The sequence below is a fragment of the Gordonia heveisoli genome, from assembly GCF_030315745.1.
GTDB lineage: Bacteria > Actinomycetota > Actinomycetes > Mycobacteriales > Mycobacteriaceae > Gordonia.
The window spans coordinates 49,226-63,431 of sequence record NZ_JASXSH010000019.1; the positions used below are offsets into that span (position 1 = coordinate 49,226).

Sequence of the window (14,206 nt, forward strand, 5' to 3'; positions counted from 1 at the left end):
ACCGGGGTGTCGATGACCGCGCTCGATGCGTTGCGGGCACTACACGCCCACACCGTGGCGCACCATCTACCGGCCCCAGCGGCGCTGATCGGCGACTGGCTCGGCGGTGATGCGGTCATCGCGCCGTCGATCGACCTCCGTCCGGGCCTGGCCCCGCCACCCGATCCGGATCGATTCTGGTTGGGGCAGATCGGTTTTCCGGTCCGTGCCGAGGAGGCCCGCCTCCCGCAGATCATCGGCGGGCTGGCCGACGGTGTGCTGATCCTGCGGGACGGGTCGTGGGCCGCGGTCGGCGATGTCCCGGCGTGGGCGTGGCAGCTGGTCGCCGACGCCGATCCTCCGACGACGGCGCCCGGGTCACCCTGGCATGCCGAATGGTCTCCGCCACAACGTGATCCACATCTGGCCGCGATCGAGAAATGTCTGGACGCGATCCGCGCGGGCGAGGTCTATCAGGCCTGCGTGTGTACCGCATTCAGCGGCATCGTGAGCGGCTCGGCCGTCGACTTCTTCGCCGACCTCACCGCGGCCACCACCCCGGCCAAAGCCGCTTTCCTGCAGGGCGAGTGGGGGTCGATCGCCAGCTTCTCGCCGGAGACGTTCCTGCGACGCACCGGCAACATCGTCTCCTCGTCGCCGATCAAGGGCACGATCCCCGCGCACGCCGACCCCGACCTCCTGTCCGCGTCGGCCAAGGACATCGCCGAGAACGTGATGATCGTCGATCTCGTCCGCAACGACCTGGGACGGCTCGCGGTCACCGGTTCGGTGCGTGTGCCACAACTGTTGTCGGTCATCCCGGCGCCCGGCGTCTGGCATCTGGTCTCGCGCGTCGAGGCGATCCTCGATGTCCCGGTGGGTAACGACGACCTTCTCCGGGCCGCCTTTCCGCCTGCGTCGGTGACCGGTACGCCGAAGCTGCGTGCGCTGGAACTGTTGGCGGACTGGGAGACCACCGCACGCGGAGTGTATTGCGGCGCCATCGGTGTGGCCGGCCCCGGCAATCTCCTCGACCTCAATGTCGCCATCCGTACGGTCGAGGTCACCCCCGACGGTGCCGCCACGCTCGGGGTGGGCGGCGGCATCACCATCGACTCCGACCCGGCTCGCGAATGGCAGGAATGCCTCGACAAGGCCGCCAGCATCGTGGGTTTCGACGGTACGGCCGGCTGACGGGGCCGGACTTATCCGCGAGCGATCTCCTCGATCCGGGCGGCCGACGTCGCCGCCGCGTCACCGGCCCGGAGCCGCGCGCCGAACTCGGCCACCCGGGTACGGAGGGCGCCATCGGTGAGCAACGTGGTTGCGGCCTTCGCGATGGTCGCCGGGCGCGCCGACGACCACAGCACCTGCCCGAGTCCGGCATCGCGCAGCGCCACGCCGATCATCCGCTGGTCGAGCAGCGGGTTGGCGGGCATCACGATCACCGGGATACCGTGTGCCAGTGCCCGGAAGGTGGTCGAGTGACCGCCGTGCCCGATGAGCAGCGACGTCGAACGCATCAGTTCGCCGTGGTCGGCGAAGCCGGTCACCGTGACGTTGTCGGGGGCGTCGAAGTCGGCCGGGTCGTAGACGTCACCGGTGGTCACCGTGGCGCGCACATCCAGGGTCCCGAGCGCCGCGATGATCCGCCGCAAGATCTTGTCCTGGCCGGGAAATCCGTTGGTGGACAGGCTGACCAGCACGTGTGGCGACGGTTCGGCGACCGCCTCGACAGCCGGCGGAAGTACTGCCCCAACCCATTCCAGGTTCGTCGGCTGTCGACGCCCGCGTGCCGGATCGAGTTCACGCTCGGCGGTGACGATGTTGAGGTCCGCACTGTCCCACAACCGATTCGGCTGGTATCCGTACAGGTAGGCCGGCGTCGCCGCGCCGAGATACCGGAACTTCGTGGTGCGGTAGATGTATTCCCGCACGGTGTGGGTGAGCACCACCAGCGGGATTCCCAGGTCATGCACCACCGCGTGGGCGGGGTTGAGAAAGCAGTCGACAACGACCGCATCCGGCCGCCGGTCGGCGCACGCGACCGCGACGTCTCGCCCGATCCCACGGTCATTGAGCATCCGCGGCCACCACAACGGACTCTGTTCCTTCACCGAATCCCATGGTTTGGTGCTGACATACGGCACGAATTCGAGCCCACCGCGTTCGACCTGCTTGCGCAGTTGCTCATGTCCGATGACCCGAACCGCGGCCCCGCGCGAGCGTGACGCCCGCGCGATATCCACCATCGGCTGGACATTGCCCCCGGCGTCAGCAGTGACGAACAGCAGTTCAGGCATCTCTCCCCCGTGACCTTCGAACAACGCGCCGTATGGAATCAGGTGTGCCGTATGGAATCAGGTGTTCGGGGAATTGCGCACTCCACCGCGGACGACACCCCCGTACCGATCCAGCGCATAGGCGGACCGCCCGCGCCCGACGAGCGTACCGAAAATCTCCCAGCGGCTGTGCCGAACGATCGACCGGATCTCCCGGCTCGGCGCCCAGAAACCCAGGCCCCCAGAAACCCAGACGCCCAAGACACCAGACGCGCAGACACCCAGGCGCGGCCCAGACACCGCCGACGACAATAGTCGCCACTCACCGCGGCGGTGGTCGGCGTCCGTTTCCCGCACTGGTCACAAGTCGTCGTCGCGACCCCGCCCCGCCGGTCGTCGGCGCTTCACCTCACGCAGATGCACCGCGATTCCGGCAAATCCCCCCCCAAAATCGGGGGCCGTGTTTGCCATCAACTTCGCCTGACCTGCACCAAGTGGGTACTATCTCGCCATGGGCATCCCGATCAGGCCGGGCACCGACCTCGCGGCCCTCGCACGCGACCTCACCGACAACTACGAGGCGACGATCAGCGCTGCCCCGGATGGCCTCACCCACGTCGTCCCGAAGCTGACGTTCACTCCCGACCCGGCGGTCATCGAGTCGTGGTCCCGCGCCCGGGCGGCCGGACGCCAATTCGGCGTCGCCGCCCACAATCCGAGCATGATCGACCCCGCCGAGCTCGAGCGTCGTCGGGCGGGCCATCGGATTCGCGGTGCGGTGGAACAACTACGACTGCTGTTCAACGACTCGGTCCACGACACCGATGTCGCGATGGGGATCTTCGACGCCGACGGCGTGATGTTGTGGCGTTTCGGATCGAGGACGCTGTTGTCGATCGGCGATCAGCTCCAGCTGGTCGAAGGCGCGGCCTGGGACGAGTCGACGGTCGGCACCACCGCGGTCGGGCTCGTCGTCCGTCACCAGCAACCGGCTCGGGTGTTCGCCGCCGAACACTACAGTCGCGCGCTGCACGGCCTGTACTGCACCGCGGCACCTATCCACGATCCGCGGACCGGCGAGATGATCGCGATCGCCGGGCTGGCCGGACCGGCCATGTCCCTGCAGCCGGCGGCGATGGCCTTCGCCGTCGCGCTCGCCTCGCTCGGCGCACACGAGATGGCCGCAACCCACATGCGTTCGCTCGCCGACCTGCGGACCTCCGGCGCCGCCACGCTCGCTGCCGTTCGCGGCCCCGGCCTGCTCGTCGATGACGACGGCTGGGTCGCCGACGGTCGCGGCTGTACCGCGCCGACGCGGGTCGCCGCCCCCACCGACGACACCCAGCAGTATGTCTCCGGTCTCGGAATGTGTGTCACCGAACGCGTCGGAACCGGCTGGCTGATTCGGCCGGCCGGCCCGTCGAGCCCGGTACTCGCCGAACTCGACCTGCGCGGCGAACCCTCGCTCACTGTCACCGGCCGCGAGGAACAGTGGCGAACCGTCCTGACGCGCAGGCATGCACAGATCCTCGTCCTGCTCTCCGAAGCAGGTGTATGCGGACTGAATTCGCAGCAGCTAAGCCGACATCTGTTCGGCGATCTCGGGCACACGGTCACCATCCGGGCGGAGATGTCACGCCTGCGCCGGGCGGTCGGCGCACTCGTCGCCAGCCGCCCTTACCGGCTGGCCTCCGGCGTCGAGCTGCGGATCGTCGGGGACCTGCCGATCAGTCGCGAGCTCGACGATCCAGAACTGTCTGATATACCTCTCGACGCGATGCAGCGATTCCCTGCGTGACCTCCGCGCAGGCCTCCTTGAGTCGCATCCCATCCGCGACGAGTGCCTGCGCCCGGTCGGCCAGGGTGTCCAGATCGGGTGCGATGTCGACCGAACCGGCCAGGACCACGGTGATCTCACCTTTGACCCCGGCCGCCGCCCACTCGGCAAGCTCATCGAGCGTGCCTCGCCGGACCTCTTCATAGGTCTTGGTCAGTTCGCGGCATACCGCGGCGCGCCGCTCACCGCCGAGGACCTCGGCGGCCGCGGCCAGCGTGTCGGCCAGCCGGTGCGGCGATTCGAAGAACACCGCGGTGCGCGGTTCGTCGAGCAGGGTGCGCAGCCATTCGGTGCGGGCTCCGCTGCGACGCGGCGCGAATCCCTCGAAGCAGAACCGTTCGGACGGCATCGCCGACAGCGCGAGGGCGGTGGTCACCGCCGAGGGGCCGGGCAGCGCGGTGACCCGCAGCCCCGCTTCGGCGCAGGCCACCACGATGCGATAGCCGGGGTCGCTGACCGACGGCATTCCCGCGTCGGTGATGAGTAGAACCGTCTGACCGGCGGCGATCGCCTCGACGAGCGCCGGTGTGCGTGCCGCCTCGACCTGGTCGTAGTAGCTGATCAGACGCCCGGTGATCTCGACGTCGAGCGCGGCCGCGAGTGAGCGTGCCCGCCGGGTGTCCTCGGCGGCGACGATGTCGGCACTGCCCAGCGCGGCACGCAGACGTGGCGACGCGTCGTCGGTCTGGCCCATCGGCGTCGCGGCGAGCACCAGCCGACCGCCGGATTCGTGGCCTACGGCCGGTTGCGGGGAGTTCATCACCAGACAGCTTACGAGGCCTGGTTAGGATCGGACGGGTGACCATGACCGCTGTCGGCCGCCGCCCGTCCGGCGACCGCCCCGCCGGCGGCGCTACCCGCGGCCCGTTTCCGCCGGAGCCGGTACCCCCGGTGCTGGGTCCAGCCATCGAACAGCCGCTGTTCGGGGCCCCGGACCGGATGCGCGGTCTGATCGTCGGGTTCGTCCTGTTACTGGTCGCGGTACTCACCCGGTTCTGGGATCTCAAACACCCGACCGACAAGGGCACCCCGGTCTTCGACGAGAAACACTATGTCCCGCAGGCCTGGCAGATCCTGACCGGCGGCAACTGGATCGAGGACAACCCCGGCTACGGACTGGTCGTCCACCCACCCGTTGGCAAATGGCTGCTGGCCGCCTCCGAGGCCATTTTCGGGTACGGTCCGGTGGGCTGGCGGTTCGGTTCGGCGGTCGCCGGCGTCGCGGTCGTGTTGATGATCTACTGCGTGGTCCGGCGCATGACCCGATCGACCCTGGTCGGCGCGATCGCCGGGGTCTTCGCGATCTGCGACGGCGTGCTGTTCGTGCAGTCGCGGATGGGCATGCTCGACATCTTCCAGGTGCTGTTCGTGGTGGCCGCCTTCGCCGCGCTGATCGCCGACCGCGATCAGGTGCGCGAACGGATGTATCGGGTCTATCTCGAAGGCCGGATCGACGACACCCCTTTCGGTCCACGGCTCGGTTTCCGGTGGTATCGCTTCACCGCCGGGGTGATGCTCGGCCTGTGCTGCGGCACCAAATGGTCGGGCATCTACTTCGTCGTCTTCTTCACCGTCCTGTCGCTCGGCTTCGATGTCGCCGCGCGCCGCGCCTATCACGTCCGCCGTCCGTGGATGGGCACGCTGCGCCGCGACGTCCTCCCGTCCGGGGCAAGCCTCGCGGTCCTGCCCATCCTCATCTACCTGGCGACCTTCCTGCCCTGGATCAACAGCGAAACCGCGGTGTACCGCTACCAGGTTGGCAACACGATCGGCACCGGCGGCACCTGGTCGTGGGTACCTGGCGCATTGCGTTCACTCTGGTACTACGAGTCGGGCATCCTCGAATTCCATGCCGGACTGACTAATTCCGCGGGCAATCACCATCCGTGGGAGTCCAAACCGTGGACCTGGCCCATGGGTCTGCGCCCGATGCTCTACGCGTACCAGTCCGGGCCGGACCAATGCGGCACCGGCGAATGCGTCCGGGCGCAGATGCTCATCGGGTCCCCGGCCATGTGGTGGCTGGCCCTGCCGATGCTGCTGTGGGGGCTGTGGTCGTTCGTCATGCGCCGCGACTGGCGCTACGCTGCGGTGATCACCGCGTACGCCGCAGGCTTCCTGCCCTGGTTTGCCGAGATCGACCGCCAGATGTACTACTTCTACGCATCGGTGATGGCACCGCTTCTCGTGATGGGGCTCGCACTGTGTTGTGGCGACTTTCTCCGGTGGGCGAATTCGACGGCCCGTGCGCGGCCCGAACGCCGAATACTCGCACTGCTGATCGTGGCCATCTACATCGGGGCGGTGGTCACCAATTTCGTCTGGCTGTGGCCGATCCTGACCGGGTCACCCATCTCGCCTGCCCAGTGGAATCAGCAGATCTGGCTTCCCAGCTGGCGTTGACTCAACTCGTCCGCGGCTCGTCGTCGGGGTGGGCGGCGCCGTGTGTGCCGTCCTCACCCTGGTCCTCGCCAATCGCGGTCGCCTGCTGCCGGATGTGTTCATCCACCTGCTCGGTCAGCTGCCGTCGCGCGACGATCAGCGGGTCACGACGAAGGTCAAGGTAGAGCGCCAGACACATCGCAACCATGACCACCACGAAGGGCAGCGCCGCGATGATCGCCATCTGCTTGATCCCCTCGAGCGCATCGTCGCCGCTGATCGCCAGCAGCAGCGCGGCGACCACCCCGGTGAGGGTGCCCCAGAAGACAGTCACCGTCCGAGAGGGTTCGTGTGCACCCCGCTCCGACAGCGTGCCCATCACCAACGACGCCGAATCCGCCCCGGACACGAAGAAGATCGCCACCAGCAGCATCACCAGCGCCGACGCGATCGCGGTCAGCGGAAGGTTGCCCAGAACGTCGAACAGCGTGTCTTCGCTGGCACTGACCGCCGGGTCGAATCCGTCGAGGTCACCGTTGATCCGCTGATGAATGGCGGTACCGCCGAAGACGCAGAACCAGACCAGCGACACGGTGGTGGGTACCACCATCACCCCGACGACGAACTCGCGGATGGTGCGGCCGCGACTGATCTTCGCCAGGAACATCCCGACGAACGGGGTCCACGACACCCACCACGCCCAATAGAAGATCGTCCAGCTCGCCAGCCACTGCTCCCCCGCGTCGTCGACGGTGGCCGACGACCGGGCCGAATAGGCGGTGATGTCGGTGGCGTAGGCGCCAAGTGTCGTCGGGATCAGGTTGAGGATGAAGATCGTCGGACCCACCACGAAGACGAAGAGCGCGAGGATCACCGCCAGCACCATGTTGGTGTTCGACAGCCACTGGATACCCCGCGCGATACCCGACACCGCCGAGGCGACGAAAGCCGCGGTCAGCACGGCGATGATGGCCACCAGCACCATCTTCGACGGTTCGTGAATCCAGCCGACCTTGTCCAGGCCCGAACCGATCTGCAGGGCACCCAGACCCAGCGAGGCCACCGTGCCGAAGAGTGTGGCGAAGATCGCGAGGATGTCGATGATCTTGGCACCCACACCGTTCGAGCGGTTGCCCAACAATGGCGCGAAGACCGCACTCATCAACTGGTTGCGGCCCAGCCGGAATGTCGAATAGGCGATCGCCAGGCCGACCACCGCATACATTGCCCACGGGTGAAATCCCCAGTGGAACATCGTCGTTGCCATCGCCTCGCGAATGTCAGGTCCACCGGTCTCCGGGGGCGGCGTCACATAGTGGAACAGCGGCTCGTAGGCACCGAAGAACATCAGCCCGATGCCCATACCCGCGCTGAACATCATCGCGATCCAGCTGACGGTCCGGTATTCGGGTTGTTCGTCGTCTCGACCGAGCGGGATGCGACCGTACTTCGACAGTGCCAGCCAGATCGCGAAGACCACGAATCCGGTCGCCGACAGAATGAACAACCAGCCCAGATTGTCGGTGATCCATTCCAGGGCGTCCGTCGTCACCGACCGCATACTCTCGTCGGCGACGACGCCCCAGATCACGAAGGCGATGACGGCGAGGGCGGTGACACCGAACACTCCGACGTCCAGAGCGTTCCGTGTTTTCCTGTCCTGGTGACCGGTCACTCATTCACATAAGCAAACAATCCGATCGGATTTCAACCATTCGCGATGGCCCGTTGCACCAACGTGACGATCATTTCGTCGTCGATACCCAACTCACGCAGGGCTTTTACATGTTCGACGGTGGCCAGTTGGGCTGAGTCGAGGGTCGCCGATCGACCGGACCGAACGAAGGATCCACTGCGACCGCGGGTTTCGATGAACCCGGCGGACTCCAGTTCTCGATAGCTTCGTGCGACGGTATTGGCCGCAAGTCCCAGGTCGACGGCGAGCGATCGCACCGTCGGCAGGCGTTCGCCGACCAGCAGCTCACCGCCGGTGATCAGATCGACGATCTGCGAACGTACCTGATCGTAGGGTGATCCGACCGCGGGGTCGATGTGCAGCTTGTCTGCCAGCGTCATGAGAAGTACCGCCTCACAAATCGTCTCGCGCCACCGGGCACGACATGCAGCGCGGCCCACCGCGGCCCGAACCGAGTTCGCGACCTTCGATCTCGATCACCTCGATACCCGAATCGACAAGGCGCCGATTGGTTTCCACGTTTCGGTTATAGGAAACGACCACGCCGGGGGAAAGGGCGAGGGTGTTGTTGCCGTCGTCCCACTGTTCCCGTTCGGCGGTGATCGGATCGAGGCCGGTGTCGATGACCCGCAGCTTCGCGATTCCCATCGCGTCGGCCGCGGCCTCGACGAAGGGCCGGGCGGCGGTCACGGTGACACCGGAGTCGGTCTTGGCGAGGGTGAACGCCGACAACTGGTCACGAAGATTGGGGTACATCACCACGGCGTCGGTATCGACCATGGTGCAGACCGTGTCGAGGTGCATGAACGCGCGCTGCTGCTCGATCGGCACGGCCAGCACGGTGTGGGCGAGTTCGTCGGCGAACAGGCTGCGCGCCAAGGCTTCCGCTCCCGCCGGGGTGGTCCGTTCCCCCACACCCACCGCCACCACACCGGGGGCCAGCAGGAGTACATCCCCACCTTCGACGGGCGCGACCTGCGATTCGTAGGCGCGGCGGGCTCCGTGGAATCGCGGGTGGTGGGCGTAGATCAGATCGGTCAGGGACGTCTCGCGCACGCGAGCGGGCAAGGCCAACGAGGTGATGGCGAACCGTGGCCCGATCCAGAACGAACTGTCCCTGGTGAACATCAGGTTCGGGAGCGGTTCGATCGCGAATTCGGGACCGTGGTGCATCTGCCGCACCAGCGACGCGGCACCCTCGCTGACCGGCAGTTCGTCGAAGGTCATGCCTGCGGTGAGGATGTGTGCGAGATCGGTGGCCGGCAGGGCGCGCAGATATCCGGCGAGATCCTCGGCAAGGTGATGCCCGAGGCGGCGCGCACTGACCGCCGCGGATATGCCCTGGATGCGTGCCGCGCCGCTGTGCTCGATGGTCTCGGTGAGCAGTTCGCCGAGCAACAGCACCTCGACACCACGCGCGGTGAGGATCTCGGCGAAGGCGTCGTGTTCCTCCTGCGCGCGGGCCACCCACGGCAGACCGTCGAAGAGCAGTTGGTCGTTGTTGCGCGGGGTCAGTCGGCTGAGTTCGGCGCCTGGACGGTGCAGCAGCACGGCACGCAGTCGGCCGACCTCCGAATTCGCACCGAGTGCGTGATCACCCGCTTCTCCGGTCATGCCACAACGGTAATTCGTCGTCGCCGGTCCCACATTTCAAATCGCCGTGTGTTCAGACGATGCGCTCGTCGCCGCTTCGTCCGGCCCATACCGTCGGCCGTCACCGGTCCGGCGTCGGCGTCGGCGTGGTGGCGTGCATGATCGGCCCGTCACCGACGACCGCGGGTGCTGTCTCCCGCGCGAACACCCACATCAGCAGTGCCGCGGCGGCCACCGCACCGGTCACCACGAAGGCCGGTCCGAAACCCACCTGGTCGGCGATGAACCCGACCATCACCGGGCCGGTGATCGCTCCCAGATCGGAGGACATGCCGAAGGCGGCCAGGGCCGAACCGCCCTGCTGACGGTTGCCGAGCACGTCGGCCAGCGCCGCCTGGTGGGTGGGCGCGAACAACCCTGACCCGGCTCCCGCCAGCGCCGACAGCGCCAGCGCCACAGCCAGGTTCGGCGCGAAACCCAGACCGGCGGTGGCCCCGGCCATCAACGCCAGTCCGGGTAGCATGATCGGGCGGCGCCCGTACCGATCGGAGAGTCGGCCCGCCAGCAGAATGGCCACCACGTTGCCCGCCGCATAGATCGCGAGCACCACACCCGCCATCCCGGCGCTCGCCCCCAGGCCGCCGTTGCCGACGCTCTCGGTGACGAACAGCGGCACAACCGCCACCCGTACTCCCATCGATGCCCATCCCTGGGTGAAATTCGACGCGATGATGGCGCGGTAGGCGCTGTCGGACAACGCGGTCCGCAGTCCGATGACCCCGTGGGCCGCCCCAGCGGCGGCCTCCGGTGCACTCACCTCGCGCAGTTGGGTGGCAACCACCACCGACGCGATGACCAGTGCGATGGCGTAGACCACGAACGGCATACGCAGGCCGAAACCGACCAGTGCGGCACCGATCAGCGGACCGGTGATATTGCCGATGAGGAAGCCCGCCGAGAAGAAGCCGGACACGCGCCCGCGAATATCGGTGGGCGCCATTCGAATCAGCAGCGCCATCGCGGAGATCGTGAACATCGTCGAGCCGACACCGCCGGCCGCCCGGAACACCAGCAGCTGCCAATAGGCGTGGGCGAAGGCGCATGCGAAGGTGCTCGCCGCGACGATGAGCAGTCCGATCAGGTAGATGCGGCGCTCGCCGAAGATGGTGACCAGCCGGCCGGTGGCCGGTGCGAACATCAGCCGCATGACCGCGAAGGCCGACACCACCACGGTGGCCGCCGTCAGCGAGACGTCGAAGCTACGGGCGAAGGCCGGTAGCGCGGGAGCGATGAGTCCGTAGCCGAGTGCGATGACGACATTGGCCGACAGCAGCACCCAGATGCCGCGGGGAATGGCTTTCACGGCGTCTCGGGCAGGTTGTCGAGCACGCGGACGGTGCGCGCACGGCCGAGTTCGATCATCTCGGTCGCCTTGTGGAAGTCCAAGGTCCGCGCTTGCGACCGTGGTATCCGGATCAGCACATCCGGCGGGTACCCGGCGATCTGGTAGCGGGTGAGCGCCTCGGACATGATGTCCAGTGACCGGGTGAGCACCTCGATCCGTCCCATCCGGATCGCATCCTCGGGATGGGTTGCCGGGGCGGGTTCACCGGTCGGATGCTCCGCCGTGGTCTCCGTCGCCGACTGGATGGCCGCGGTGTCGGTCTCGGCGGGCAGCAGCCCGAACCGGTCGCGCATCGACCGCACGAAGTCCGCGTCGAGAAGTGGGGCCACATTGCGGCGCAGCAGCCCTTTCGCCTTGGGTGCCCGGGTGGCGCCGTCACCGGGTCCGCCGTCGGAGGCCAGCACCACGCCGATCGTGACGTCGCTGGGTACGGCCGATGTCGGCGCGACGGGCAGCGGATCGAGGATGCCACCGTCGCCCAGCAGCTGTCCCTGGTACTCGTGCGGCCGGATGACGCCGGGAATGGAGATCGACGCGCGGATCGCATCGACGAGGCTGCCGCGCTGGAACCACACCGCACGGCCGACGGTCAGGTCGGTCGCGACCGCGGTGAACGGCACCGGGAGATCCTCGATCCGGGTGTCCCCGAGAATGTCGCGTACGCGGGCGAGTACCCGCTCGGCTCCGATCAGTCCGCCCGACTTCGACAGCGACACGTCCATCAGCCGCACCACATCCCGCTGAGTCAGACCTGTCACCCAGTCGCTGAACTCGTCGAGTTTGCCCGCGCAGTACAGCCCGCCGACCAGCGCGCCCATCGATGACCCGGCCACGGCGACCGTCTCGTAGCCGCGCGCCTCTAGTTCGCCGATCACCCCGATATGCGCGTAGCCGCGCGCTCCCCCACTCCCCAGGGCGAGCGCCACTCGCGTCGGTCGTGCCATGACACAACACTATCGATCACCGCGAGCGGTGCGGCGGGCCCATCGTCGGGCAGCCGTATCCGCGGCGAGCGTCAGTCGTCGGTCATCAGCCGACGAGGCCCCGGACCGAGTTTGTTCAGCTCGTCGCCGGGATTGAGCAGGTGACAGTCGCCGAGCGACAGGCATCCGCAACCGACACAGGATCCGATCATGTCGCGCATGTTCTCCAGCAGTGCGATCCGGTGGTTGATGTCGGCGATCCACCGGGTGGACGCCGCCTCCCACATCGCCTGCGACGGCGACTCGTGATCGCCGAGTTCGGCGAGGACCTCCGCGATCACCGCCAGCGGGATCCCGGCTGCCTGCGACGCGCGCACGAAGGCGACACGTCGCAGCATCGCGCGGTGATACCGACGTTGATTGCCCGCGGTCCGCCGCGAGAAGATCAGTCCCTGCTCCTCGTAGAACCGCACCGCCGACGGTGCGATACCGGCCCGAATGGCCAGCTCACCGACCGTGAGTTCGAGCTTCCTGCCGGGCATGACCCCATCGTAGGTCCCGGTGTCGGGCAGCGCCCGCCAGTCCCGACGTCGGGCAGCGCCCGCCAGTCCCGACGTCGGGCACCGCCCGCTCCGCTCGACCGGTGAGCCCACCGCTCAGGCGCGGACGACCATTACCGGGGTATGTGCCTGATGCATGATCCGCTGGCTGGTCGATCCGAGGAGCAGCCCCTTGAACCCACCCCGTCCGCGGCTCCCGACCACGATCAGCTGGGCATCATCACCGGCCGCGTCGAGGATGGCCTTGGCCGGTTCCTCGGGCAACACATGGCGTTCGACCACCACGTCGGGGTAGTTCTCGGCATAGCCGGCCATCCGTTCGGCGACCGCTTCCACCGCATCCTGTGACATCCGGTCGACCTCCTCGCGGTCGATGCCGTAGCCGTGCAGCGCGTCGACATCGAGTGGGGTCCAGGTGTGCACCGCGATCAGCCTGGTGTTGCGCAGTGCGGCCTGGCGATACGCCTCGGCGACGGCGGCATCGCTGACCGGCGAGTCGTCGACGCCGACGACGACCGGGCCATCCGCGCTTCCCTCACCGGTCACGACGACGACCCGTCCATGCGAGTGTGCGGCGACCGTGGTGCTGACCGACCCGAGGAACAATCCTTTGACGCTCCCGAGCCCACGGGTGCCCAGCACGATGGCCGATGCGTCCTTGCCGAGCTCAAGGAGTGCGCGCGCCGCATCGCCGTCGACGATCGAGGTTTCCAGCGCCACATCCGGAGCGGCCTCCTTGGCCACCGTCGCGGCGGCGTGCACCGCATCGGAGGCATCCTGGCGGATCGCGTCGATGACATCCTGCGGGATGATCAATCCGGGAGCGTAATCACTTGTGCTGGCGTCATATACACCGACGATCTTGAGGCCGACCCCTTCGACCTGCGCCGCACCGGCAGCCCATCGCACCGCACTGGTCGACGCTTCCGATCCATCCACACCGACGAGAATCGCGTTCATTCGCCCTTCACCTCTCCTGCACATCGGATGACACCACGGCGCGACACCGACAGTCGTGCCGCCACTTTCATCCTGCTCGTATCGCCACTCCGAGGCAATGAGCAGAAAGTCCTGCTCGCGCAGAACATTTTCGCCGCGTTCCCGCCATGGTAGGCGTGTGTAGGCTGGTGGGGAGGGCATTCGAAGGTCAGGACGGAGGCGATGAGCACAACTCCTGACGATTTCCGGCAGGTCGCAATTCATGTGGCGATCTCCGTGGGTTTCACCTTGGGTGTTGTAATAGTCGCCATCGCGTCGGCCGCGCCACTGAGTACGGCGCTGATCGCCGCGGCCCCGATCGTCGCGCTCATCGGCGCGCTGTCGATCCTGGTCCGCACCTACCGGGTGTGGCGCGCCGGCGGTGCGTGGCAGGTCTGGCAGGGCGGCGCCTGGTTCCTGCTCACCTTCTTCGTCATGATCATGTTCGGCGCCGCACCCGCACTCATGACCTGACCGCTGCCACTCGACGCCGCTCGACGGGTGGGGCTGTTCCAACCCCGGGTCCCCATGCCCGCGCACCGGTAGACTGCTTCACACGCGGGGGCGGATC

At 67.4% G+C, this 14,206-nt stretch carries 13 protein-coding genes; 4 read left to right on the plus strand and 9 right to left on the minus strand.

The window, feature by feature from the left end; genetic code table 11:
* Window positions 1–6 precede the first annotated feature (6 nt).
* Window positions 7–1,173 (plus strand): aminodeoxychorismate synthase component I, encoded by a 1,167-nt coding sequence (locus tag QSJ18_RS15925; RefSeq protein ID WP_286327600.1) that lies wholly within the window; start codon window positions 7–9, stop codon window positions 1,171–1,173.
* A gap of 11 nt (window positions 1,174–1,184) precedes the next feature.
* On the opposite strand, the gene QSJ18_RS15930 is transcribed toward QSJ18_RS15925, so the two are convergent.
* Window positions 1,185–2,282: a glycosyltransferase gene (locus QSJ18_RS15930; protein WP_286327558.1), complete on the minus strand. Its 1,098-nt coding sequence runs from the start codon at window positions 2,280–2,282 to the stop codon at window positions 1,185–1,187.
* A 490-nt stretch (window positions 2,283–2,772) separates the two neighbouring features.
* On the opposite strand from QSJ18_RS15930, the gene QSJ18_RS15935 reads away from it, so the two are divergent.
* On the plus strand, window positions 2,773–4,059 hold the full coding sequence (locus QSJ18_RS15935) for a sigma-54-dependent transcriptional regulator family protein (protein ID WP_286327559.1): 1,287 nt from the start codon (window positions 2,773–2,775) through the stop codon (window positions 4,057–4,059).
* Here QSJ18_RS15935 and rsmI read toward each other — a convergent pair.
* Window positions 3,989–4,858 carry a 16S rRNA (cytidine(1402)-2'-O)-methyltransferase gene (gene rsmI / locus QSJ18_RS15940; RefSeq protein WP_286327560.1) on the minus strand — a complete coding sequence of 290 codons (870 nt, stop codon included), beginning with the start codon at window positions 4,856–4,858 and terminating at the stop codon, window positions 3,989–3,991. The genes QSJ18_RS15935 and rsmI overlap by 71 nt on opposite strands.
* A 44-nt stretch (window positions 4,859–4,902) precedes the next feature.
* Between rsmI and QSJ18_RS15945 the strand changes: the two genes are divergently transcribed.
* Entirely contained in the window at window positions 4,903–6,501 is a 1,599-nt protein-coding gene (locus tag QSJ18_RS15945; protein WP_286327601.1) for a dolichyl-phosphate-mannose--protein mannosyltransferase, read from the plus strand.
* A gap of 1 nt (window position 6,502) precedes the next feature.
* Here the strand turns inward: QSJ18_RS15945 and QSJ18_RS15950 are convergent, their stop codons facing one another.
* The 7 genes from QSJ18_RS15950 to QSJ18_RS15980 form a co-directional block, all read right to left on the minus strand.
* Window positions 6,503–8,107, minus strand: a complete 1,605-nt coding sequence (locus QSJ18_RS15950) for a BCCT family transporter (protein ID WP_353507218.1) — start codon at window positions 8,105–8,107, stop codon at window positions 6,503–6,505.
* Window positions 8,108–8,187: 80 nt separating this feature from the next.
* A complete protein-coding gene (locus QSJ18_RS15955; RefSeq protein ID WP_286327562.1) occupies window positions 8,188–8,556 on the minus strand; it encodes a GntR family transcriptional regulator in 369 nt (122 codons plus the stop codon).
* A 13-nt stretch (window positions 8,557–8,569) separates the two neighbouring features.
* Window positions 8,570–9,790 (minus strand): arginine deiminase, encoded by a 1,221-nt coding sequence (locus QSJ18_RS15960; protein ID WP_286327563.1) that lies wholly within the window; start codon window positions 9,788–9,790, stop codon window positions 8,570–8,572.
* 100 nt (window positions 9,791–9,890) lie between these two features.
* Window positions 9,891–11,132 (minus strand): MFS transporter, encoded by a 1,242-nt coding sequence (locus QSJ18_RS15965; RefSeq protein ID WP_286327564.1) that lies wholly within the window; start codon window positions 11,130–11,132, stop codon window positions 9,891–9,893.
* The gene (locus QSJ18_RS15970) at window positions 11,129–12,118 is read right to left on the minus strand and encodes a patatin-like phospholipase family protein (RefSeq protein WP_286327565.1); all 990 of its coding nucleotides are present in this window, start codon (window positions 12,116–12,118) and stop codon (window positions 11,129–11,131) included. The genes QSJ18_RS15965 and QSJ18_RS15970 overlap by 4 nt, the downstream gene beginning before the upstream one ends.
* A gap of 71 nt (window positions 12,119–12,189) precedes the next feature.
* Window positions 12,190–12,639: a redox-sensitive transcriptional activator SoxR gene (soxR, locus tag QSJ18_RS15975; protein WP_286327566.1), complete on the minus strand. Its 450-nt coding sequence runs from the start codon at window positions 12,637–12,639 to the stop codon at window positions 12,190–12,192.
* Window positions 12,640–12,753: 114 nt separating this feature from the next.
* Entirely contained in the window at window positions 12,754–13,617 is an 864-nt protein-coding gene (locus tag QSJ18_RS15980) for a universal stress protein (protein ID WP_286327567.1), read from the minus strand.
* Between the two features lie 201 nt (window positions 13,618–13,818).
* Here QSJ18_RS15980 and QSJ18_RS15985 point away from each other — a divergent pair, with 201 nt between their 5' ends.
* The gene (locus QSJ18_RS15985; protein WP_286327568.1) at window positions 13,819–14,109 is read left to right on the plus strand and encodes a hypothetical protein; all 291 of its coding nucleotides are present in this window, start codon (window positions 13,819–13,821) and stop codon (window positions 14,107–14,109) included.
* Window positions 14,110–14,206: the final 97 nt, after the last annotated feature.

Coding starts and splice junctions, on each gene's coding strand:
- QSJ18_RS15980 (WP_286327567.1), bottom strand. CDS start 13,617: ATGAACGCGATTCTCGTCGGTGTGGATGGATCGGAAGCGTCGACCAGT.
- rsmI (WP_286327560.1), bottom strand. CDS start 4,858: ATGAACTCCCCGCAACCGGCCGTAGGCCACGAATCCGGCGGTCGGCTG.
- QSJ18_RS15985 (WP_286327568.1), top strand. CDS start 13,819: ATGAGCACAACTCCTGACGATTTCCGGCAGGTCGCAATTCATGTGGCG.
- soxR (WP_286327566.1), bottom strand. CDS start 12,639: ATGCCCGGCAGGAAGCTCGAACTCACGGTCGGTGAGCTGGCCATTCGG.
- QSJ18_RS15945 (WP_286327601.1), top strand. CDS start 4,903: ATGACCGCTGTCGGCCGCCGCCCGTCCGGCGACCGCCCCGCCGGCGGC.
- QSJ18_RS15930 (WP_286327558.1), bottom strand. CDS start 2,282: ATGCCTGAACTGCTGTTCGTCACTGCTGACGCCGGGGGCAATGTCCAG.
- QSJ18_RS15935 (WP_286327559.1), top strand. CDS start 2,773: ATGGGCATCCCGATCAGGCCGGGCACCGACCTCGCGGCCCTCGCACGC.
- QSJ18_RS15970 (WP_286327565.1), bottom strand. CDS start 12,118: ATGGCACGACCGACGCGAGTGGCGCTCGCCCTGGGGAGTGGGGGAGCG.
- QSJ18_RS15955 (WP_286327562.1), bottom strand. CDS start 8,556: ATGACGCTGGCAGACAAGCTGCACATCGACCCCGCGGTCGGATCACCC.
- QSJ18_RS15960 (WP_286327563.1), bottom strand. CDS start 9,790: ATGACCGGAGAAGCGGGTGATCACGCACTCGGTGCGAATTCGGAGGTC.